The sequence below is a fragment of the Lentilactobacillus dabitei genome (assembly GCF_019061365.1).
Taxonomy (GTDB): domain Bacteria; phylum Bacillota; class Bacilli; order Lactobacillales; family Lactobacillaceae; genus Lentilactobacillus; species Lentilactobacillus dabitei.
On sequence record NZ_JAHPPD010000004.1, the window covers coordinates 18,128 to 41,200 of the forward strand.

Annotated in this window: 25 protein-coding genes; 22 read left to right on the plus strand and 3 right to left on the minus strand. The window is 41.8% G+C overall.

All coding sequences use genetic code 11. The features are described from left to right. Positions 1–11 precede the first annotated feature (11 nt). The 22 genes from atpD to KTE19_RS01275 all read left to right on the plus strand — a co-directional run bounded on the left by atpD (position 12) and on the right by KTE19_RS01275 (position 20,552). Entirely contained in the window at positions 12–1,445 is a 1,434-nt protein-coding gene (gene atpD / locus KTE19_RS01170) for a F0F1 ATP synthase subunit beta (RefSeq protein WP_217161886.1), read from the plus strand. A 16-nt stretch (positions 1,446–1,461) separates the two neighbouring features. Then, positions 1,462–1,878, plus strand: a complete 417-nt coding sequence (locus tag KTE19_RS01175) for a F0F1 ATP synthase subunit epsilon (RefSeq protein WP_054746532.1) — start codon at positions 1,462–1,464, stop codon at positions 1,876–1,878. Positions 1,879–2,491: 613 nt separating this feature from the next. Continuing rightward, positions 2,492–2,722 carry a DUF1146 family protein gene (locus KTE19_RS01180; RefSeq protein WP_056982976.1) on the plus strand — a complete coding sequence of 77 codons (231 nt, stop codon included), beginning with the start codon at positions 2,492–2,494 and terminating at the stop codon, positions 2,720–2,722. Positions 2,723–2,738: 16 nt separating this feature from the next. Beyond that, a complete protein-coding gene (gene murA / locus KTE19_RS01185; RefSeq protein ID WP_217161887.1) occupies positions 2,739–4,052 on the plus strand; it encodes a UDP-N-acetylglucosamine 1-carboxyvinyltransferase in 1,314 nt (437 codons plus the stop codon). 126 nt (positions 4,053–4,178) lie between these two features. Beyond that, on the plus strand, positions 4,179–5,183 hold the full coding sequence (mreB, locus tag KTE19_RS01190) for a rod shape-determining protein (RefSeq protein WP_217341419.1): 1,005 nt from the start codon (positions 4,179–4,181) through the stop codon (positions 5,181–5,183). Between the two features lie 15 nt (positions 5,184–5,198). Then, a complete protein-coding gene (gene yidD, locus KTE19_RS01195; protein ID WP_082622239.1) occupies positions 5,199–5,474 on the plus strand; it encodes a membrane protein insertion efficiency factor YidD in 276 nt (91 codons plus the stop codon). A gap of 22 nt (positions 5,475–5,496) precedes the next feature. Continuing rightward, positions 5,497–5,721: a DUF2969 domain-containing protein gene (locus KTE19_RS01200; RefSeq protein ID WP_217161891.1), complete on the plus strand. Its 225-nt coding sequence runs from the start codon at positions 5,497–5,499 to the stop codon at positions 5,719–5,721. 26 nt (positions 5,722–5,747) lie between these two features. After that, a complete protein-coding gene (locus KTE19_RS01205) occupies positions 5,748–6,950 on the plus strand; it encodes an FtsW/RodA/SpoVE family cell cycle protein (protein ID WP_217161893.1) in 1,203 nt (400 codons plus the stop codon). A gap of 13 nt (positions 6,951–6,963) precedes the next feature. After that, complete coding sequence (locus KTE19_RS01210) at positions 6,964–7,260, plus strand: glycine cleavage system H family protein (RefSeq protein ID WP_217161894.1); 297 nt, start codon at positions 6,964–6,966, stop codon at positions 7,258–7,260. A 346-nt stretch (positions 7,261–7,606) separates the two neighbouring features. Beyond that, positions 7,607–8,641, plus strand: a complete 1,035-nt coding sequence (locus tag KTE19_RS01215) for a methionine ABC transporter ATP-binding protein (RefSeq protein WP_217341420.1) — start codon at positions 7,607–7,609, stop codon at positions 8,639–8,641. Next, positions 8,634–9,329 (plus strand): methionine ABC transporter permease, encoded by a 696-nt coding sequence (locus KTE19_RS01220; protein WP_217161897.1) that lies wholly within the window; start codon positions 8,634–8,636, stop codon positions 9,327–9,329. The genes KTE19_RS01215 and KTE19_RS01220 overlap by 8 nt, the downstream gene beginning before the upstream one ends. Positions 9,330–9,344: 15 nt before the next feature. After that, positions 9,345–10,175: a MetQ/NlpA family ABC transporter substrate-binding protein gene (locus KTE19_RS01225; protein ID WP_217341421.1), complete on the plus strand. Its 831-nt coding sequence runs from the start codon at positions 9,345–9,347 to the stop codon at positions 10,173–10,175. 75 nt (positions 10,176–10,250) lie between these two features. Beyond that, positions 10,251–11,120 (plus strand): SPFH domain-containing protein, encoded by an 870-nt coding sequence (locus KTE19_RS01230; RefSeq protein ID WP_217341422.1) that lies wholly within the window; start codon positions 10,251–10,253, stop codon positions 11,118–11,120. A 352-nt stretch (positions 11,121–11,472) separates the two neighbouring features. Beyond that, positions 11,473–12,225 (plus strand): ABC transporter ATP-binding protein, encoded by a 753-nt coding sequence (locus tag KTE19_RS01235; protein ID WP_217161903.1) that lies wholly within the window; start codon positions 11,473–11,475, stop codon positions 12,223–12,225. 21 nt (positions 12,226–12,246) lie between these two features. After that, positions 12,247–14,076 carry an FtsX-like permease family protein gene (locus tag KTE19_RS01240; RefSeq protein WP_217341423.1) on the plus strand — a complete coding sequence of 610 codons (1,830 nt, stop codon included), beginning with the start codon at positions 12,247–12,249 and terminating at the stop codon, positions 14,074–14,076. 32 nt (positions 14,077–14,108) lie between these two features. After that, positions 14,109–14,477 carry a GntR family transcriptional regulator gene (locus tag KTE19_RS01245; protein WP_217341424.1) on the plus strand — a complete coding sequence of 123 codons (369 nt, stop codon included), beginning with the start codon at positions 14,109–14,111 and terminating at the stop codon, positions 14,475–14,477. After that, the gene (locus KTE19_RS01250; RefSeq protein ID WP_217161908.1) at positions 14,474–15,352 is read left to right on the plus strand and encodes an ATP-binding cassette domain-containing protein; all 879 of its coding nucleotides are present in this window, start codon (positions 14,474–14,476) and stop codon (positions 15,350–15,352) included. Before KTE19_RS01245 ends, KTE19_RS01250 begins: the two co-directional genes overlap by 4 nt. Continuing rightward, on the plus strand, positions 15,342–16,112 hold the full coding sequence (locus KTE19_RS01255) for an ABC transporter permease (protein WP_217161910.1): 771 nt from the start codon (positions 15,342–15,344) through the stop codon (positions 16,110–16,112). The genes KTE19_RS01250 and KTE19_RS01255 overlap by 11 nt, the downstream gene beginning before the upstream one ends. Positions 16,113–16,220: 108 nt before the next feature. After that, positions 16,221–17,354, plus strand: a complete 1,134-nt coding sequence (locus tag KTE19_RS01260) for a D-alanine--D-alanine ligase family protein (protein ID WP_217341425.1) — start codon at positions 16,221–16,223, stop codon at positions 17,352–17,354. Positions 17,355–17,432: 78 nt separating this feature from the next. Continuing rightward, positions 17,433–18,938 carry a glycerophosphodiester phosphodiesterase family protein gene (locus KTE19_RS01265; RefSeq protein WP_217341426.1) on the plus strand — a complete coding sequence of 502 codons (1,506 nt, stop codon included), beginning with the start codon at positions 17,433–17,435 and terminating at the stop codon, positions 18,936–18,938. A gap of 47 nt (positions 18,939–18,985) precedes the next feature. After that, on the plus strand, positions 18,986–19,531 hold the full coding sequence (locus KTE19_RS01270; protein ID WP_217341427.1) for a DNA-3-methyladenine glycosylase I: 546 nt from the start codon (positions 18,986–18,988) through the stop codon (positions 19,529–19,531). A gap of 109 nt (positions 19,532–19,640) precedes the next feature. Then, entirely contained in the window at positions 19,641–20,552 is a 912-nt protein-coding gene (locus tag KTE19_RS01275; RefSeq protein ID WP_217341428.1) for a helix-turn-helix domain-containing protein, read from the plus strand. 319 nt (positions 20,553–20,871) lie between these two features. On the opposite strand, the gene KTE19_RS01280 is transcribed toward KTE19_RS01275, so the two are convergent. The 3 genes from KTE19_RS01280 to KTE19_RS01290 all read right to left on the minus strand — a co-directional run bounded on the left by KTE19_RS01280 (position 20,872) and on the right by KTE19_RS01290 (position 23,009). Then, entirely contained in the window at positions 20,872–21,351 is a 480-nt protein-coding gene (locus KTE19_RS01280; RefSeq protein ID WP_217341429.1) for a universal stress protein, read from the minus strand. Positions 21,352–21,424: 73 nt separating this feature from the next. Further along, positions 21,425–21,718: a hypothetical protein gene (locus KTE19_RS01285; RefSeq protein WP_217161920.1), complete on the minus strand. Its 294-nt coding sequence runs from the start codon at positions 21,716–21,718 to the stop codon at positions 21,425–21,427. A 13-nt stretch (positions 21,719–21,731) separates the two neighbouring features. Next, positions 21,732–23,009, minus strand: coding sequence for a replication-associated recombination protein A (locus KTE19_RS01290; protein WP_056982956.1), 1,278 nt, complete (start codon positions 23,007–23,009; stop codon positions 21,732–21,734). Positions 23,010–23,073: the final 64 nt, after the last annotated feature.

Here is a 23,073-nt window from a genome sequence, read left to right on the forward strand (position 1 = left end):
AATTAACTAACATGAGTACTGGTAAAGTTATACAAGTTATCGGACCTGTTGTTGATGTTGAGTTCTCCTTGGACGATAAATTACCTGAAATTAACACCGCTTTGAATATTCACGTCACCGACGACAAATTCCTTGTCGTTGAAGTTGCCCTTGATTTAGGTGACGGTGTTGTGCGTACAATTGCGATGGATGGAACCGACGGTCTTCGTCGAGGGATGGTTGTAGATAATACTGAATCATCTATCAGTGTTCCAGTTGGTAAAGATACTCTTGGTCGAGTATTTAATGTTCTCGGAGATCCAATTGACGGTGGTCCAGAATTTGGACCAGATGCAGAACGCTGGCCAATTCACCGTGATGCACCGAAGTATGAAGATTTAAATCCATCAACTGAAATTCTTGAAACTGGAATTAAAGTGATCGATTTATTGGAACCATACACGCGTGGTGGAAAAGTTGGATTGTTTGGTGGTGCCGGAGTTGGTAAAACCGTTCTAATTCAAGAGTTAATTCACAATATTGCGCAAGGACACAATGGTATTTCTGTATTTACCGGTGTTGGTGAGCGTACTCGTGAAGGTAACGATATGTACTTTGAAATGAAGGGTTCAGGAGTTCTCGCCAAAACGGCCATGGTTTATGGTCAAATGAACGAACCTCCTGGTGCTCGTATGCGGGTTGCTTTGACTGGTTTGACAATCGCTGAATACTTCCGTGATCGTGAAGGTCAAGATGTTTTGCTGTTTATTGATAACATCTTCCGATTCACACAAGCTGGTTCAGAAGTTTCCGCCTTGCTTGGCCGGATTCCATCAGCCGTTGGTTATCAGCCAACTTTGGCTACTGAAATGGGTCAATTGCAAGAACGAATTACTTCAACAAAGAAGGGCGCTATTACATCTATCCAGGCTGTTTACGTGCCTGCCGATGATTATACCGACCCTGCTCCTGCAACGACATTTGCCCATTTGGATGCGACTACTAACTTGGAACGTTCATTGACTCAACAAGGAATCTATCCAGCCGTTGATCCATTAGCATCAACATCATCAGCTTTGGATCCCGCAATTGTTGGTCAAGAACATTACGAAGTTGCTACTGAAGTTCAACACGTTTTGCAACGTTACCGTGAACTTCAAGATATCATTTCTATCCTTGGTATGGATGAACTGTCTGACGAAGAAAAGACGATTGTTAACCGTGCCCGTCGAATTCAGTTCTTCTTATCTCAAAGTTTCTCAGTTGCTGAACAGTTTACTGGTTTACCTGGTAAATATGTGCCAGTTGCTGAAACTGTTAAGGGATTCAAAGATATCCTTGCTGGTAAGTACGATGACATTCCTGAAGATGCTTTCAGAAACTGTGGCCCAATCGAGGATGTTTTGGAAAATGCCAAGAAGATTAATCAAACAACAGACAATGAAAAGCAGAGTGCAGCAAACTAAAGGAGGAGGATTCTAATTGGCTGATAATTCAGTTCTTACCGTTAGTATCGTTACTCCTGATGGAAATGTTTATGAGCATACTGCAAATATGTTAGTGGTTTCAACAAAGTCAGGACAAATCGGAATCATGGCTAACCATGTCCCGATCATCGCAACCTTGGCTGTTGATGAAGCTCGAGTTAAGTATGATGATACTGAAGACAATATTGCTGTTAACGGTGGATTCCTTGAGTTTTCCAATAACATGGCAACCATTGTCGCTGATAGTGCCGAGAATCAACAAGATATCGATATTGCACGGGCTCAAAAGGCTAAGCAAAACGCTGAACAGCGGATTGCTGCCGCTCGTCAACGCCAAGACAAAGCTGCTTTGGATCGTGCCCAAGTTGCTTTGCGGCGAGCAATTAATCGAATCAATGTTGCTAAAAAGTAATTTTGAAAGACTGTGTTCAAGTTTAGGCTTGATGGCGGTCTTTTTTTGTTGTTTAAAGAATTAGAGATTGGAACAATAGACGTTTTGATCCCAGAATTTATCTAAGTGGCTATGGCGATCTATGCGAATGATTACAAATTGGCAATTCATATATGTCCAAGCTGTTCGCATAAGGTGCTTGGTCAATGCAATTTTGGCTTTACATAATGGATGTGAGCAGTCCGTTGTAAGCAGCAGTTGGAGGAACATAGCCAACGGTACCCCTACTGGCATCGATTGAACAGAGAAGAGAAACTCACGTTATCTGATCATTTAGGACAAACAAGCCACTCTCAGCATTAACGCCGGGGTACGAAAATAGTCAAATTTTAGCCGTAAATTCTTCGTATTGATTTGATATTATTTGGGACATCAGTTTTAGAAACATGGGGCTTATTGATATTGTGGATTCTATAACATAGTTTGCGGTTGATTGAAAATATGATTTCCGGGTTCTCCTAATTATGTCGGTGATTTGTAGGCGTTAATTGACTTTTTTTTCTAAAAGGAACCGAAAAGTTAAGACAAGTTTGCGTCTTTATGATATAGTTGACTTTGAATTGGGGGAAGATGCATGAGAACAATTGGAATTCAAGCTGTAATTACACTTGTTACATATTTTCTTTTTATTGCGATGGCATTTTGGAGTGTTCAAGAAATCCACATCGAACGATATATCCCAATGAGAGCTTTACCCGGCAAACTCCTGATCGTTTTACTTGCAGTCGCGATTGGGTATGGAGCCAGCTCTTTTTTCCTTTCTTTTATTGATAATATTCGTAATTTAATATACTTAGTAAAGTGATGTAGGAGGCGTTCTTGTGGAAAAGATTATTGTGCATGGTGGTAATCCACTGAAGGGAACTGTACATATTGATGGTGCTAAAAATGCGGTATTACCGATTCAAGCAGCTACTATTTTAGCAAGCGAAGGTCAGACAACCATTTCAAATGTACCGTTGTTATCCGACGTTTATACGATGAACAAGGTATTGCGATTCTTGAATGTTAAGACGCATTTTAATGAAGATGCCAATGACATTACGTTTGATGCATCTTCTCAACTTTCAAGTGAAGCACCTTTCGAATATGTTTCAAAGATGCGAGCATCGATTGTGGTGATGGGTCCGTTGTTGGCCCGGCTTGGCAAGGCAAAGGTTGCTTTACCAGGTGGGTGCGCGATTGGTTCGCGACCAATTGATTTACATCTGAAGGGATTTGAAGCATTAGGTGCTCAAATTGAACAACATGATGGTTACGTTGAGGCATGCGCTCCCAACGGACTTGTTGGTACAGATATCTATCTTGATTTTCCAAGTGTTGGTGCTACTCAAAACATCATGATGGCTGCAACCCTTGCAAAGGGTAAGACGGTGATTCAAAACGCCGCCCGCGAACCAGAAATTGTTGATTTGGCAAACGTCTTAAACAAGATGGGGGCAACCGTCATTGGTGCTGGAACTGAGCAGATTCGAGTTCAAGGAGTGGCTAAGCTCCATGGGACTGAGCATGCAGTTGTCCAAGATCGCATTGAGGCTGGGACCTTTATGATTGCAGCCGCTGTGACTAAAGGTGACGTCATGGTTGATGGCGCGATTGCAGAGCATAACAAGCCGTTGATCTTGAAAATGCGTGAGATGGGTGTTCAAGTGATCGAAACTGATGAGGGTGTTCGGATTATTGGACCAGATCAACTTAAACCGGTTGACGTTAAGACCTTACCTCACCCAGGCTTCCCAACCGATATGCAGCCACAAATGACTATCCTTCAGCTCTGTGCCAATGGTAGTAGTTCAATGACCGAAACGGTGTTTGAGAATCGTTTCATGCACATGGAAGAATTACGCCGGATGAATGCGCAATACACAATTTCCGGGCGAACAGTTGTGATGCAGGGTCCAACCGACTTCAATGGCGCCGAAGTGGCAGCCAGTGATTTGAGAGCCGCTGCTGCCTTGGTGATTGCCGGATTGGTTGCATCAGGCTACACACAAGTTCGCAATTTACAATACTTAGATCGTGGATATCACGATTTCCACAAAAAATTAGCAAGTCTTGGCGCTGAAATCAAACGGGTTGACGTTCAAGATGACGACTCAATTATTCTTAATCAATCATTAAAGAATCGCTTATAATTAATCAAATGGGGTTGAGATCGTTATTGATCTCAACCCTTTATTGCCTGAGATGGCATTCGAATCGTCATTTTTATGTGGTATAATGTTTTTTTGAGATAAAAGTTTTCAGGAGGAAGTACACAGATGGCAAAAGACATTGGAATCGATTTAGGAACTGCCAACGTTTTAATTTACGTTGCAGGAAAGGGTATTGTATTAAATGAACCATCAGTTGTCGCGATTGACACACGGACCGGAAAAGTTCTTGCGGTCGGCTCCGAAGCCTATCGAATGGTCGGTAGAACCCCAAGTAACATTCGCGCAATCCGGCCACTCAAGGATGGGGTAATCTCTGATTTTGACATTACTGAAGAAATGCTGACTTACTTCATCAACAAACTGGATGTAAAGGGATTCATGTCTAAGCCAAAGATTATGATCTGTGCGCCGACTAACGTTACTGAAATTGAACGAAACGCCATTATTCAAGCAGCAGAGAAGGCCGGTGGCGGCCAAGTTTATCTTGAAGAAGAACCCAAAGTTGCCGCAGTTGGTGCCGGAATGGATATTTTTCAGCCCCGTGGCAACATGGTGATCGATATGGGTGGTGGTACCAGTGATATTGCGATTATTTCTCTCGGTGATATCGTTGCCAGCAAGTCAATCCGGGTAGCCGGTGATCGGATGAACGTTGAAATCGCCAACTATATTAAACAGAAGCATAACTTGATTATTGGTGAACATACTGCTGAAAAAATTAAGATTGAAATTGGAACTGCCAAGAAAGACAAAGATGACGTTAAGAAGATGGAAGTTCGTGGCCGTGATGCCGTTTCTGGCATGCCTCGCGCAATCACCATCGACAGCAATGAGATTGCTGAAGCCATTCATGACACCGTTCAATTAATCGTAGACGGTGCAAAAGAGGTCTTGGAAGTTATTCCACCCGAATTAGCTTCTGACATCGTTGACCGTGGCATCATGTTGACTGGTGGCGGCGCATTATTACGCAAGATTGATCAAGTGATTTCTGATGCGCTGACGGTCCCAGTGATCATTTCTGAAAAGCCACTTGATAATGTGGCTAAAGGAGCGGGGGTTCTGTTGGAACATTACATCAAGAATCCGAAGTTAAAGAGCAAAGAATAGATTTTAGGTGTCGCATTGAAAAAAATTCTGATTGTTATTGTTCATGGTTATCAGCGCTTTATATCACCTTTATTTCCCCCTACATGCCGTTATTACCCAACTTGCAGTAGTTATATGGTGACGGCGCTACAAAAGCATGGGGCACTCAAGGGAGCCATTATGGGGATTGCACGGATTCTTCGCTGCCATCCTTTTGTTAAAGGTGGATATGATCCCGTGCCAGATCATTTCACAATTTTTAGGAATAAAGCTGCTCGGGACGAGTATCGTAAATCAATGCACTTAAAGTAATCTGTGAACAAGGAGAATAGAATTGAGCAAAGCTAACAAGAGTATTAATGTTGAAATTAAAGATCACGCAGATTCAACTGGTCAAAACATCTCTGAGTTATTTATTGGCAAAAAGTTGATTGGGACACTTAAAGAAGTGAGTGCCAATAAATTTGAAGCAGTTAATACCCATCAAGAACAATTCCACGTGAAAAGTTTCGAAGAGGGCGTGACGCTGTTAATTAAAGAATTCCATCTTCATCATTAAAGTTTTAAATTTAAGGAGGGTCTATTTTGGATACCAGTCGTAGGACGTCAAAAGACGATCAATCCCGGATAGACTGGGGAATAATCTTCTGTGTTTTAATGTTGGCCTGTATTGGGTTGGCTTCTATTTATGTTGCCGCAACTCATGATTCCAGTGCTACCAGCGTTTTAAGACAAGTGGTTTCCCAATTAGTTTGGTATGTGATCGGAATTGTGGCCGTTGTTGTCATTATGCAGTTTGATTCCGAGCAGTTATGGAAAGTGGCCCCAATTGTGTATTGGGGTGGGATTGTCCTTTTAGCCAGTGTTTTAGTTTTGTATAGCCGGGCCTATTACGCTAATACTGGGGCAAAAAGTTGGTTCTCCATTTTTGGGTTAACATTTCAGCCTTCAGAAGTCATGAAGCCAGCATACATTTTGATGATGGCGAGGGTTATTGTTCAGCATAATGATAATTATCCCATCAGAACGGTCCGAAGTGATTGGTTGCTGTTGGGCAAAATGATCCTCTGGACAATTCCAGTTGCGGTTTTATTAAAACTGCAAAATGATTTCGGAACGATGCTGGTCTTCTTTGCAATTTTAGGTGGGCTGATCATCGTTTCTGGAATTACCTGGCGGATTATTCTACCGTCAATGATTGCGATTTTTGGCGTTGCCGGAACGGCACTGGCGCTCGTTATTCCTGAAGCTGGTCGCAGAATTCTTGAAAAAGTCGGTTTCCAAGCTTACCAATTCTCGCGGGTCGATACCTGGCTTCATCCATCCGCTGATACGAGTAATCAAGGGTATCAGCTGTGGCAAAGTATGAAAGCTATCGGGTCGGGTGGTATTTTTGGCACGGGGTTCAACCAATCCCATGTATATGTACCAGTTCGTGAATCAGATATGATTTTTTCAGTAATTGGTGAAAACTTCGGCTTTATCGGTAGTTGTATTTTAATTCTACTGTATTTCTTACTGATTTATCAGATGATTAAAGTCACTTTTGACACGAGAAACGTTTTTTATGCGTACATTTCAACCGGTGTCATTATGATGATCCTCTTCCATGTTTTTGAAAATGTGGGAATGAGTGTTGGCTTACTTCCGTTGACTGGTATTCCACTTCCATTTGTCAGTGCCGGGGGATCAGCGTTGATCGGAAACATGATTGGGATTGGATTGATCATGTCGATGCAATATCACAATAAGAGTTATATGTTTGGTGAAGATAAAGAATTTTCTTAAGGGGCGAATTATCATGGATAAGAATTATTATTGGACAGAAGAAGATAAGAGTGGGGTTGTAACAATTGGTTTAACTGATGAAGGCCGAAATGAGCTTGGCAACATTACGTTTGTTTCTTTGCCAAAGGTTAACGCCCAATTGACAACTAGCGATACCTTGCTGAATGTTGAAGCAGATAAAGCTGTTTCGGATATTGAGAGTCCAGTTGCCGGAACCGTTGTCGCCGTGAATAAACAGGCTGAAGACAACCCAGCACTTTTGAATGAATCTGCTAAGGACAAATCGTGGATTGTTAAAGTTCAGAAATAATTTCCTTGACGGTTAATGTTTTTCTAGGTAAACTAGGATTCAATGAGTAAGAGATTAGATCCAAGATGAGTAATTAATCGAAGCTGCAAAGAGAGCTCCTAATGGTGAGACGGAGTCAGTGAAGATTTTTGAAGATGGTCTTGGCAAAATAATTGTTGGTGAGCGTCAGTGAACCAATAATGGGTGACGTCCATTATTTCGTTGAGTATGAATCATACTCGTAGAGATTATCGTTGAGAAGCGATAATGAACTAAGGTGGTACCGCGAAAAGCTTTTCGTCCTTGTTAGCAATTAGTTAATTGCTAATGTGGACGGAAAGCTTTTTTATATTTAGGAGTGAAAACGATGATTCGATTTAAAGATGTATCTAAACAATATAGTACAAAAGACGGTGGGTTAACGGCCGTTAATGATGTAAACATCGAGATTAATGACGGTGAGATTTTTGGGATTGTCGGATACTCCGGAGCAGGTAAAAGCACATTAGTCCGAATGCTGGATGGACTGGAAGCCCCCTCGACAGGTGAGATCGATATCGATGGGACTGATATTGCCAAGTTAAATGGCAGTGCCCTTCGAAAACAACGTCAAAAAATTGGCATGATCTTCCAGCATTTTAATCTGTTATGGTCACGGACGGTAATCGATAACGTTGCCTTGCCACTAGAGATTGCTAAGGTTCCCAAAGCCAAGCGGGTTCAACGCGCTGAGGAGTTAATCAAGTTGGTCGGTTTAGAGGGCCGCGAGCATTCTTATCCCTCTGAATTATCAGGTGGACAAAAACAACGGGTTGGCATTGCCCGGGCGCTGGCCAATGAACCGACAATTCTAATTTCTGACGAAGCCACGAGTGCTCTGGATCCTGATACGACAAACGAGGTATTGGAATTGTTGTTGAAGATCAACAAAGAAATGAACTTAACCATCCTTTTGATTACCCATGAGATGCATGCGATTGCGAAGACATGTGACAAAGTGGCAGTGATGGATAGCGGCCGAGTCGTTGAAAGCGGGACAGTGTTTGAAGTCTTCCGTCATCCACAGCAACAGGTTACCAAAAACTTTGTCAGCGAAGAATTTACAACCCAAAAGGGTGACACAACGATGACTTTGGAAGAATTGGTAAAGAAGTATCCTGAAGGGCAGTTGATCCGGTTAGTCTTTCACGGGCCGCAAGCAGAGCTGCCAATCGTGTCAGATGTTATCAAACGTTACCCGGATCTCACAATCAGTATTATTTCTGGTGCCATCCATCAAACTCAAGAAGGGGCACTAGGATCGTTGGATCTCCAATTTGTTGGGGACGAGACCAAAATTAATGATGCGCTTGAGTACCTTAAAAAAATGAGAGTTGGAACCGAGGTGATTCATCATGAGTAATACAACCGGCCTTAAGTCATATTTTCAATTCCATAATGTGGATTGGTCGGCAATGATGTCAGCCACTTGGGAAACAATTTGGATGACATTGTTATCGATGGTTGCCGTGGTTATTTTTGGTATTATTTTAGGCCTCATTCTCTATGAAACCCGTAGCAAATCAGGTTGGGGCTTTAAAGTTATTAATTGGGTCGTTGGTTTACTGGTTAATATTTTTAGGTCAATTCCATATATTATTTTGATTATTTTGCTGTTGCCGGTATCCAAGACCCTGGTTGGGACAATCATCGGGCCCAAAGCTGCGTTGCCGTCCCTAATTGTTTCCGCAGCGCCATTTTATGCTCGGATGGTCGAGTCGTATTTCCGAGAAGTGGATTCCGGAGTTATCGAAGCCGTTGAATCGATGGGGGCAACAACTTGGGGTGTGATTACCAAGGTGTTGCTGCCCGAGAGTAAACCGGCGTTGATCGCAGGCGCTACGGTGACCACAATTTCGTTAATTGGCTATACCGCCATGGCTGGGGCAATTGGTGCTGGTGGTCTTGGCAACCTTGTTTACCAAGAAGGGTTCCAAGCATATAACAACACCGTGACGTTAGTTGGAACGGTTATTATTTGTTTATTTGTTTTTGTTGTTCAATTCGTTGGTGACCGGTTCGTGAAGTGGACCGATAAACGGACATTATAATTTGGAGGTTTTCGTATGAAGAAGAAATTATTGAGTTTAGTTGCAGTATTATTCAGTGCGGTGTTGTTAGTTGGGTGTTCTTCCTCAAACAGTCAGAGTAAGAAAACAACGACCTTAAAGATTGGTGCCTCAGCAGTTCCTCATGCTCAAATCTTGAGACATGTTGCGCCACAACTTAAAAAGGAAGGGGTTACGCTAAAAATTACGACCTTCCAAGACTATGTAATGCCTAATAAAGCACTGGCCAATGGGGAATTGGATGCGAACTACTTCCAGCATGTGCCGTTTTTGGATCAGTGGAACAAGGAAAATCATGGTTCTTTAGTGAATGCCGGTGGGGTTCATTTGGAGCCGATTGCCGTTTTCTCTAAGAAAGTTAAGAAGCTTCAAGATCTTAAGAAAAATGCCACAACTATTGTCAGCAGTAATACCCCCGATTATGGCCGAGTTTTGACATTGTTTAAAGATGCCGGTTTAATCACAATCAAGAAGGGCGTCAATATTACATCAGCTAACTTCAGTGATATTGCTTCAAACCCTCGTCACTTGAAGTTCAAGCACAGTTACGAACCAAAGCTGTTACCAACTATTTATAAGAACGGTGAAGGCGATGCGGTTGTCATCAATGCCAATTACGCTGTTCAAGCTGGGTTGGATCCACGAACTGATTCAATCACCATTGAAAAGAGCAGCTCGCCATATGTCAATATTATTGCAACTCGCAAGGGTGACCAAAACAAGCCAGCCATTAAGAAGCTTGTTAAAGCCCTCCAGTCAAAGAGTACTCAAAAATGGATTTACCACCATTACAAGGGTGCCGTTCTACCAGTTAAGAATGTAAAGTAATTCGCTTTCAATTAAGAGCCGACCACTATATACTTGATTTGTAACCGAAATCATTTAATAGAGGGGGCGGCTTTTTTGAAAGAAAAAAATGTATTTCATGTAAATGGCTTTATTGGATTGATTTGTGTTCTGATTCTGCTGATTTTGGGCGGTTACATGTTATGGAATGGCAGCCAGTCCAGTTCGGTATTGACCGTCATTTCGGGTAGTGTTGTAATCATTCTTGATTTATTATTTGCAAGTTCGCTGACAATTATCCAACCAAATGAAGCCAAGGTACTCACCTTCTTTGGTCGATATATTGGTACAATCCGCACGTCTGGATTATTCATGACGGTGCCTTTAACAGGCAAGCAGACAATTTCTTTGCGGGTGCGTAATTTCAATAGTTCAATTATTAAAGTGAATGATTCAAAGGGTAATCCAGTTGAAATCGCGGCCGTTATTGTTTATCGAGTCGTTGATTCAGCCAAAGCAATTTTTAGTGTTGAAGATTATGAACAGTTTGTGGAAATCCAAAGTGAATCAGCGATCCGGCATATCGCAAGCCAATACCCATATGACAGTTTCGATGAGGATACGGATAAATTGACGTTACGTGGCAATTCAACTGAGGTCTCAAAAGCCCTTCAAAAGGAGTTGCAGGAACGGTTGGACGTGGCCGGTCTGGAAATTGTTGAAACCAGATTGACGCACTTGGCTTACGCAACGGAAATTGCCAACGCAATGTTACAAAGACAACAAGCAACCGCAATTCTGTCAGCCCGAAAGATTATTGTCCAAGGAGCGGTTGCCATTTCAGAAGATGCCGTATCCCAGTTGCAGCATGATTTAGGAACCAGTGTGACTGATGAAAAACGGATGCAAATGATTAATAATGTCCTGGTATCGATCATTACCGAACGAGGAACCCAGAATGTCATTAATACTGATAATCTAGAGTAACGGCAACCACTTTGTTGGCAATTTAATTTATACGACGAGATTGAGACGAAAGGCGATTTGATCCCAGCATTTAACGGAAAGGATCAATTATTCCTAATTTTGGAATAATTGATCCTTTTTGTTAAATGACGGAGATCAGCCGTTTGTCACAAGTTTTATCAGAAAGTTAAGTTGCATTTATAAACACTTTGCCGACTCATGTCTCAACCTCGCCATTTTTTGTCAGATAATCATTGTCATGACGGCTTCTTACAGAGAGGACCGCCACAATTTGATTTGGTAGTGTTGACAATTTATAGCTCTGCATATATAGTTAGTTACATAAGTAATCAACCAACGCGGGAGGAATATCATGACAACCGAAATCGTACGCACAAAAGATTTGCATAAAATATATGATCAAAACGGCCCCAAACCATACGAAGCACTGAAAGGGATTACCTTTTCCGTCCAACAAGGTGAATTTGTTGGAATCATGGGAGCTTCCGGTTCTGGGAAAACCACTTTGCTGAATATTATGGCAACCTTAGACCAGCCAACCAGCGGATCTGTTGAAATTGATGGTAAAGATGTGACTAATTTAACCGCTAACCAAATGTCAGATTTCCGTTCAGAAAAATTAGGGTTCATTTTCCAAGATTTTAACTTGCTAGAAACTTTGACAGCTCAGGAAAATATTGCTTTGCCGCTTTCGTTGCAAAATAAAAAACCAGGCGAAACGAAACAGGCAGTTGAAGCAGCCACCAAGAAATTAGGGATTGATGATCTGTTGTCCAAATATCCAACTCAGTTGTCAGGTGGTCAAAAGCAACGGGTGGCCGCTGCCAGAGCTTTGGTTGCCAATCCATCAATTATTTTTGGTGATGAGCCAACCGGTGCCCTTGATTCAACCAATGCTCGGGAACTCCTGGATACCTTGACGAACATCAATCAGCAAGGGGTCTCAATTCTCCTAGTGACTCATGATCCGTTTTCAGCTAGTTTCTGTAAGCGAATTTTGTTTATTAAAGACGGCAAGATCGGCGACGAAATTGATGCTGATGGGAAGAGTCGAAATGAGTTCTACCAACAAATTCTCGAAAAGCTTGGAACTTTTGAACAATAATTAACTTCTAAGGAGCACATTATGTTATTTAAAATTTCATTATCAGGTGTCAAATCTCGGTGGAAAGACTACCTGGTCCTTTTTTCAGGCATGATGATCACCACTGCCATTTTCTACATGTTCGAGGCCATCTCGACCAATGATAAGTTCACCACCAGTAGTCCGGTTGGTCAGAATGCCAAATTTGTCTTCATTTTTGGGTCAATTCTATTGGCAATTATTACACTGGTGTATGTGTTCTACGCCAACAACTTTTTGATGAGTATGAGAAAACATGATTATGGTCTCTTCATGATGCTGGGAGCCAAGTCAAAGGTCATCAGCAAGTTAATTATTTTGGAAACTTTAGTGATTGGGTTGGCTTCTACTTTTGTTGGCATTATCCTGGGAGTTGGGTTTACCAAAGGACTCAGTGGCCTATTGAGTAGCCAAATCCATGTTTCATTAACTAACTTTTCTGCTTTTTATATGCCAGCCGTGTGGGCAACCTTGATTTTGTTTTTGGTGTTGTTTGTAATCGCCGGGTTGGTCAACGCCCGAACTTTCACGAAGACATCTGCTCTTAATCTGTTACGGTCTAATCAAGAAAGTGACTGGAAAGATCCAAAGAAACGGACGCTTTTCGTTCAAGCCGTTGGCGGATTAGTCTTGCTGGCGATCGGTTATTACGCTATGTATGATATTAATCACCTTCAACTGTTGGCAATCGGGATTGGGTTAATTACCATTGTCCTTGGTACCTATTTTGTGTTCAATTCCTTCTTTGTCATGATTTTGGAAGCCGTTCAACGCTCAAACACCAGCTACAAAGGTCTTAACAACTTTACAATTTCTCAGTTAAAGTTTAGAATTCGTGACTATACGAAGATTCTTTCAGTCGTTTCGTTACTGTTTGCTTTGGCACTCGGGGCAATTACGGTTGGAATTGGTTTTCAACGAATGGTACCGATGATGGCCGCCGGTAACAATGCCTATGCGGTTGGTCTGACTAATCCATCTCCTAAAATGAAATCATTAGTTGGCGACATTGACGGGAAGGCTCAGGTCACTTATCAGCAAAAAGTTGATCCCGGAAGCAAAAGTGTTTATTATCGGGCAAGTCAGTTTGAAGCGCAGCCATTCAAATACGCTCACTTTACCAATCAGGCCCAGTTAAAATCAAAAATTGATAATGCCAGTCTGACTCAACTGAAAGACCGCGCATCCACAGCCTATGCCGGCCTTAACAATTTACAGGCACCGTTAACCAGAAATTTACGGATTAGGCTGGTTTCTGATACCACTTTTAATCGGATTAATGCCAAGGCCAATACTTTGTTATTAGTTCGGGTAAATGACATGGATGCGGCTGCCACGACGCTTTCAAAAATTACCAATCTCCAAACCCGGCAATACGGCAAGAAGGTCAGTGAAGGTCTTGGCGTTGGTGGGGCGTATGAAACCTACCAGCTACTGAAGGGTGTCTTTGGGAGTTTGGAATTCATGGGCATTTTCCTTGGGATTGCTTTTCTTGCAATGCTGGCCAGTTGCTTAATGTTTAAGATTTTAAGCGGGGCAGCCAGTGATAAAGCCAGGTTTGAGATGCTCAATAAGATTGGGGCCAGGAAATCCGTTCTTAATCGTTCCATTGCCGTTCAGATCCTGGGACTGTTTATTCTTCCGGCTGTGTTAGGCATTATTGACGTGGCCTTTGGCTTACAAATGTTTATTAAGGCCAATCTGTTACACGGCGCCTATCAAACATTTGGCTGGTCGGTCCTCGGGTTTAGTATTCTCTATCTAATCTACTATGGGATTACAGTGATGATCTATAGCAAAATTGTCGTACCGAAGACAAAGGTGGAGAAATAACGTGATGAAAAGAAAAGGTGGGACGATGTGGAATGCAATTTGAATTTAACAGTTCAGAACCGATTTATCGTCAGGTTGCCGAACAGATTGAAGATGCAATTGCTTCTGGCGGATTTGAAGAAGGGGCGCAAATTCCATCGACAACCGAGATTTCAAAAGAGTTCCATATTAATCCGGCAACTGTCCTGAAAGGGATGAATATTGCCGTTTCAAAGCAGTTAATTGAAAAGCGGCGAGGATTAGGAATGTTCGTCAAGCAGGGATCCAGACAGCGGATAGTAGAAGCTAAACGCGATGGCTTCTTTGACGCGTTTATCGTTAATTTGGTTCGTGAGGCGCGTAATTTGAATATTTCTGAAGAAGAGCTACTAGATTTAGTGAAACGAGGTTATAGTCAATGAGTATGTTGGAAGTCAATCACGTCTCCAAGTCATATGGGTCCAAAAGTGTCATTGCGGATGTGAATTTAGCCTTTGAGGAAAATAAAATTTATGGGCTTTTGGGCCGCAATGGGGCTGGGAAAAGCACATTGCTCAATATTATTACCGACCGGATTTTTCCCAGTTCCGGCGAAGTTAAAATTGATTCAGAAAACGTTGCCGACAATGATTCAAAGCTCGGCTTGATGTACTTAATGAGTGAAGTTGATTTGTATCCAAATGGCGCGAAGCTTTCCCAGATTGTTAAGGACAGTGAGTTGATATATGGCGGGTTCAATCATAAATTAGCTGACAAAATGATTGCCGAATTTAAAATTGATATGGGACAAAAGTTTGGTAAATTATCGACTGGTTATAATTCAATCTTTAAGCTAATCCTTGCACTGTGTCTGCCAGTCAAATTTGTCATATTGGATGAGCCGGTTCTTGGGTTGGATGCGAATCATCGAGAACTATTTTATACAGAATTACTTGATTCCTATGCTGACAATCCACGGACATTTATTTTGTCGACTCACTTAATTGAAGAGGTTGCCAATATTATTAGTGACGTGATTATTCTCGATCAGGGTCGAATCATTTTAAATCAGCCGGTTGAAGATGTGTTGGCAAAGACTCATTCAGTTGTTGGCCAAAAAAATGAGGTCGAAGAATACACGAAGGGGCTCAATGTTGTTGGTCATGATGATATGGGAAATATCCGTGCTAACTATGTTTATGGCGACCTGGATGATCGCCGGTTACCTGATACCGTTCAGCTATCTAATTTTGATCTCCAAAAACTTTTTGTCTTTTTAACTAATCAATATGAGGGGAGCAAGCGACATGAAAACTAAGCAAGTGATTAAATATCTTTTCAAGAAGCAGCTCCCCTTGATTGGGGTGGTTTATTTAACACTAATCGCCTTGATCATTATCTTGCCATTTCTGTTGTCGGTCATCTCAGGAACCCTTTCAAGCTTCTCAATTGTGGATCAATTACGGGGAGGCTCGGTTTCGGCCGTATTTGGATTTTACATTTTCGTGATCTCGACGTTGTCATATGAGAACTTCAAATTTCTTATTCAAAATGGCGTTTCCAGAAGCACCTTTTTTGAGGCGCAGTTAAGCGTTAACGGGTTGTTAATTTTGATTGGGAATACGTTTAATTTACTGTACGGCTATTTATTCCTGTCGCCAATCACCGATAACGCGCCCTTTAATCTATTCACGAGGGTATATGATACCTACTTTTCGAACCCCTTCGTCAATGGGGTGCTCAACTTTGTGATGAGTGCTTTAATGCTGGTGGTTGGCTCATTGCTTGGAATGGTCATTGGTAATTTTCTGACGCTGTTTTCAAAGGTTGCGCAACGGTTAATTTTAATTATTGCCCCAATTACTGGTGGCGTTGTTCTGTTATTTATCTTTAAAGCGATGATTGATTACCGATTCCGAATGAGTTGGGTGGTCAATTTTGCGAAATTGGTATTAGGATACCAAAGCAGTGGTGCATACAATCCCTTTGCCCTGATTATCTCGTTGATCATTTTTGGCGCCATTTTGATTGCCATCACTCGGCTCTTGTTTGCGAGGAAGCAATTAAAGCGGGACTAATGGTTAATTAGCCAATAAAAAACCAGTTTTCAATATATCCCGTGACCGGTTTCCATGTTATAATTAAGTTTCTGGAAACTATACGAATATACGAATAGGGTGGAAATCATGGCAAAGAACAAAAAGCAACACGTTGGCTTGATCTTTGGTGGCAATTCTTCTGAGCACGATGTTTCCAAACGATCAGCCCACAACATCTTTGACGCTATGGACAAAGATAAGTACAAAGTGAGTCTCTTCTTAATGACTAAAAGTGGCTATATTTTAGGCAACGAGGCATCTGCAAGGGTATTCAATGGTGAACCTGAAGATGTCGTGGCCAAAGAGGAACTTGCAAAGCTTGATCACAAGAACCCACTTGCTCCGGTGATTAATTTAGGGGAAGTGTCAAATATCGACGTTTTCTTCCCAATTATTCATGGTAACTTAGGTGAAGACGGAACGATTCAAGGATTGTTACGGTTACTTCAGAAGCCATATGTTGGCACCGGCGTCTTGGGATCCGCAATGTCATTTGATAAAGACATTACCAAGAAAATCCTGCAGCTCGTTGGCGTTCGGACGACGCATTATGAAGTCATTACGCCAATGACCAGTGAACAATATACTTATCAGAAGTTGAGTGATGAGCTTGGCAAGACATTGTTTGTAAAGCCAGCCAATCAAGGGTCTTCGGTGGGGATTCATAAGGTTGAAAATGAAACCGACTACCTTGAAGGCGTTCGCGATGCTTTCCGTTATGACAGCAAAGTTCTGGTCGAAGAAGCTATTGAAGGGCCTGAGGAACTGGAAATTTCCGTGCTGGGGAATCATCACCCAATTGTCTCTAAAGTAGGGGCAATTAAAGTGCCGAAAAGTGATGCATTCTATACTTATGACAACAAGTTTGTGGACGCAAGTCATGTGGAATTTGATGTTCCTGTTGATATTTCTGATCGATTAGCTGAAGAAATCACCAAGATGGGATTGGAGACTTATCGCGCTTTGGGGCTGAAAGGGATGGCCCGAATCGACTACCTTGTTTCTCAGGATAGTGTTCCATATGTCAGTGAAGTCAACACATTGCCTGGATTCACCAACATTAGCTTGTATCCACAGTTATTTGCTGCTTCAGGGATTTCATACACTGAATTGATTGATCGTTTGATTCAATTGGCAATCGAAGAATTTGAACGTCAAAGTAAAATCTTATATGATTTCAAACCATTGGATCCAAAAGACCAGATTATCAAAAAGAATTAATAAGTTGAATAAATGAAGCTGGCCGACGATGAAACAGTTTGTTTGATCGTGACCAGCTTTTTTATATGGGATGGGAATATGAATAGTGATCGATGGGTACCTTTCTTAACAATATTATTTGTTTGCGTCATGACCATGCTCAAATGGATTCAAAACGGCCTTCACAGTAGCTGGTTGTTGATGATCTTGCTGTTAATCTTTATTGGGATGTTGGGTTCAGTCATATTTATCAGCTTGCCGAGAGGGTTTAATCAACCCAAACTAACATTAAAAAAGTTGATCGGCCTGTACTTAGCGGTTATTTGGTTGGCAATTCTTTGGCTGCCACTGGGGCTGTTTGGGTTCACCAATTTTATCAAAGCCGCAATTCCAGTTTCGGGGGCAATGTTTACCTGGATTACGGTTAATCGCCAGGCGATCATCATTTTCTTAGTGTTCTTATACATACTCGCGTTCGGGTTGACGATGAAGGTTCACAAGGTTCTAGTTATTTTACTTTCAGGAAATGAAGCCAGCTTCATTAGAGCCCTCAAGTTAGCATGGCGGGATGATTCCTTTGGCGATTGGGTTCGCTCTTGGTTGGTAATTCTAGAAATGGTGATCACTGTTTTTGTGATCATTACTGGCGTAACTGTCGTTAACCAATTGATATCCAATCAGATAATTTGGTTCGTTTCCAAAGGGCTCATCAATTTGGTGGTACCGTTAGTCGAATTGAAGACGATGTTGAGATTGTTTGCCAGCTCGATCCATTTCGATTGGAAGTCTGGCCGGTTGTGGTTATTTGGTGGGGCCAGCCTCTTGTTGATCACCGTCATTGGGGCCGCAAATGTTAACAATGGCCGGCAACCGCAGCCTCAAACGATTATCGTTCATCGGGGTGTCATTGATCACAACGGGACTGGGAATACGATTGCAGCGTTGAAAAAAAGTAGTCAATTTCATTTCCCATACGTCGAGATGGATATTCAAGAAACCAAGGATCATTACTTTATTTGTGCCCATGATGATACCGTTTCGATTCCTCATAAAGGTCCGCAAGAGATTAATACATTAAGTCTTAAAACGGTGAAAAAATACCATCGAGTTGAGCTGTTTGGCGATTATTTAAAGACCGCCAATCGATTAAAGCAACCCTTGATCATTGAACTAAAAGTGACCAATCAATCTGACGAACAAATGGGAACCAGGTTTGCTGATCAATATCGCGCTGGACTGCAACGGTTACCTCATCGCGTGCATTCAATCGGTTATTCATATCTCCGCCAAATTAAACGGCAACTGCCACATACTCAAGTTGGGCTGGTCACAATGCTGAACTTTGGTGACATGTCCAAACTGAACGTCAATTTTTATACGTTAGAACATTATACGGTGAGTGACTATCTCATTCAGTCTGCTGACATCGATCAGCGGCAAATATATACCTGGACGGATAATAGCCGGTTGGGAATGTTTCGGTCGGCAATTATGGGCGCTAATGGTCAAGTGACGGATCAAGCACAAAAGCTGGCCCACTTGAAGATCAATTTAGATCGTGATCGTTGGGTCCTCTTATTAAATTATTTGTTGGATTATCTATAATTTTGCCCCTCTTTTACGTATTTCCTATATAGGAGGTGCAATTTAATATGACAAAACGATGTGCCTGGGCGACCAAGAGCCCAGAATTGATGATTTATCATGATACAATTTGGGGTAAACCAACCAAGGAGTTAAATGAGCTTTTCCGTGGCTTTTGTCTCGAAACGATGCAGGCCGGATTAGCATTTCAAACGGTTCTTAAATTTGAAGATGGCATGAATGAGGCCTTCCATCACTTTTCAATTGATTATCTCGCCGGCTTGACTGATCAAGACGTTGCCCGGTTATGCGAGAATCCAAAGATCATTAGAAACCATTCAAAAATTGCCGGGATGATTCATAATGCAAAAGTGATTCAACAAAACTCGCAGCAGTTTATTGACAATACGTGGGAACCTGTGAATTACATGCAACTGGACCACCTGTTGTCGGAAGAAGATCCTGTCCCAGATTTTCACGAGTTCACTAAACAGTTTGTGAATAGCTTCAAAAAAATGGGCTTGAAGCGAATTGGACCGGTTACGGTTTATAGCTACTTGCAGGCGGTCGGCGTGGTTAATGACCATATTCTCCAATGCAGATTTCGGTCGTGACTTTTTGCTGTTATTGTGAAATTTTGGTTGATATCTGCATGTGAATATAATATGATATCTAGGTTGTGTAGTCAGCGCATCAACTTAAAATCGGGGGTAAAAGTTAGATATGACTATGAAAATTTCCGGATCGATGATTAGAAAAGCCAGGAAGCAAAGGGGGCTCTCTCAAGTTCAACTTGCTGAAGGTATTTGTACGCAAGCAACCATCAGTGGGATCGAGACACAGAATACTTGTTCCAGTTTTGAAATTTTATGTAAGGTGTGCGACCGATTAAAATTGGATTTGACGCAGGTGACCAGTAATCCTGAGTATGGTGACAAATTATTTTCACTAATTGATGAAAGTATGCGTCACAATCGGTTTCAAAAAGCAAATCAATTCATTAAGCAAATTTCTTTTGACAAATTAACTAGCAAGGCATCCCGAGGTCGCTACTCTTGTTACCTTGGTTACATCAACTTGTTCATTGATGACGATATGAATGAAGCGATTTACAACTTTAACGTCATGTTAACGCGATATTCAGCCACTGACTATACCTTTTATCAAGCTTGGGCAAATTTAGGGCTGGGTCTGGCTTATCAGAATCAAGGCAAGCCGTTGCGAGCACAAGAATATATCGAAGTTAGTACCGAAATTCTAAAGAAACTCAAGAGTGACGAAAAACAGGACCTGTTTGCAATTGTGGACTTGTATGTCAGAATTATCGACTTGTATTTAGATATTGAGAATTACGATTGTGCGCTAGAATTAATTAAGGACATTTCAGGTAAACTCACCCAAGCTGATTTGATTTATAAATTAGATGTTTTAGCTGAACAGGAGTCCAAATGTTACTATGCGAAAGGGCAGGTTGTCTGTGGAACCATGAAACAATTTGCTGCATTTTTTATCTCCCAACTAAGGGGAAATACTGAATTGTCTGAAAAAATCGTTAAGCATAATCAGGCGCATATTGTTGAAATAGTTAAGCAGGAATTGGCTAAAACTGAAGGATTACCAACACTCATTAAATGAGACTGCGATAATCGGCGTTTTGATCTCAGAATTTAACGAAGAGGACCAACTATTCCAAAATCAGGAATAGTTGGTCCTCTTCGTTAAATGGCCGAGATCAGCCGTTTGGCGCAGCTTTTATCTAGGTGGCTACGACGATCCAAGTGGATGATTACGGATTGAAAATTGATATAAATCTCAGCCTTATTTGGGCCTGATATTTTTTTGCTGAATGGTGTTTTGAAAATCATGGCTTATCTGTCAAACCAGAATCATTAAAATTCAAATAGCTGATCCTCATGACTCCAATCAACCGACAGTGGCCACCTCAACTCATATCCTAAACTCGTTTACTTGGGTTCTTCGCGGGCTTATTATCCAAATCGGTTCGGACAACTAACACATCACAAATTGCGGTTCTAGTGACATACTCAGTTACTGAACCAATCAATAACCGTTCAACGGCATTTAAACCAGTTGCGCCGATCATGATTAAATCGATGTTTAGATTCTGTGGCAAATCACGTGCAATTACAGTCTTTGGTGCGCCATATTCAATTGAGTAGTCAACGTCCTTGATGCCAGCTTGTTTAGCTTCATCAATGTACTTGTCTAGTGTTTGTTTGGCAGTATCAGTCACTTGTTCAACCATTGAGGTATCAAAACTGGAAATGTTTTGGAAAGCCCTGGTATCAACAATGTGAACAAGGTGAAGTGATGCATCATTTCGTTTTGCAACTGCAACGCCTTTTTTGAAAGCTAACTCCGCTTCGTAGGAACCATCAACGGGAACTAGAATTTGTTTGTATTGTTGTAACATTGTACCCACCCCACATTCATCTATTTAATTCAATTGTACGTTATTTTTTCTAAAATACAAAGAAATAAATATGCTAACGATTGGGATGGTTGATAATATTCATGATAACTGCCTCTAAAATCGTCCCGGCGGCAGTCCCACAGAGCAGCACGACCAAGGTAAAAATATCATTTTGCCAGAACAAGGCGACAACACCCAGAATGGCAACAATGATAAATGTGATGCCACCCGTTTTTGCGGCCGAGGTCATGCGTTTGTTCTCGCGAACGTTGATGCCAAATAATTTTTGATTCAAGTGAGATAGTAAATAGTAGGCGATAAATGCCGCGATAACAATAACCACGACGACTAACAAATTAATAATCATTTTTTACTCCAAATTATTTTCGGCCAGCAGACTGGCGTAGTTTTTTGTATTGTTCTTTAAAAGCCGTTTCAATCCGACCATTGCTCTTTGGCCGATAGTACTGGGCATTCTTGATCTTATCTGGGAGATATTGTTGCTTGACCCAATCATTAGGAAAGTCATGCGGGTATTTGTATTCGACTCCACGCCCTAATTTGGCAGCACCCTTGTAGTGGGCGTCCTTTAAGTGGAGAGGGACATCTCCGTAGTTGCCGGAACGAACATCTTCCAACGCACTGTCAATCGCCGTCATAGCCGAATTGGACTTGGGGCTTAAGCAGAGTTCGATGATGGCATTTGCCAGAGGGATCCGCGCTTCAGGAAGCCCTAATTGCTTTGCAGCAGTGGTCGCCTCAACGGTTCGCTCACAAGCACCAGGGTTTGCCAAACCGACATCTTCATATGCAATGACGAGTAACCGCCTGATTAATGAGATCAGGTCACCGGATTCAATTAACCGGCTGGCATAGTGAAGGGCCGCATCGGTATCCGATCCTCGGATGGATTTTTGAAATGCAGAAATCACATCATAGTGGGCATCACCATCTTTATCTGAACTAAGTGCTTTTCGTTGCAAACATTCTTCAACAATTGGCCGGGTGATGTGTATTTTAGCGTCCTTATTCGGTTCCGTTGACTTAACTGCTAATTCAAGTGCGTTTAGCGAACTTCGCAGATCCCCGTTAGTTGCCGTTGAGAGGAATTTGAGCGCGTCATCGTCAATCTCTACCTTGAAGTTGCCGAGACCGTTGTCAGTGTCTGTCAGTGCGCGATGAAGGGCCTGCTCAATATCGGCAGGAGATAGAGGATGAACTTCAAAAATTTGAGCTCGACTTCTAATGGCAGGATTGATATTGATATAGGGATTTTCAGTTGTCGCCCCAATCAGGATGATTGAACCATTTTCCAATAATGGCAATAAGAAATCCTGTTTCGTTTTATCGAGCCGATGAATTTCATCCAGTAGTAACACAACGGTCCCGCTCATTTTGGCCTCTTCGGCTACGATTTGAAGATCCTTCTTGGTATCTGTGGCTGCGTTCAGCATTCGAAATGCGTACTTAGTTGAGCCGGCAATTGCGCTGGCAATACTGGTTTTTCCAGTGCCCGGGGGACCATATAAGATCATTGAGGACAGCATTTTGGCTTTAACCATTCGGCTGATAATTTTTCCAGGGCCAACTAAATCCTGTTGACCGACGATATCTTCAATTTTAGTTGGCCGCATTCGATAGGCTAACGGTTGTTGCATAAGATACCTCCTAAGTGATAACAAAGATGACTCTTAACCATTATATCAGTAAAAGAGGGCATAA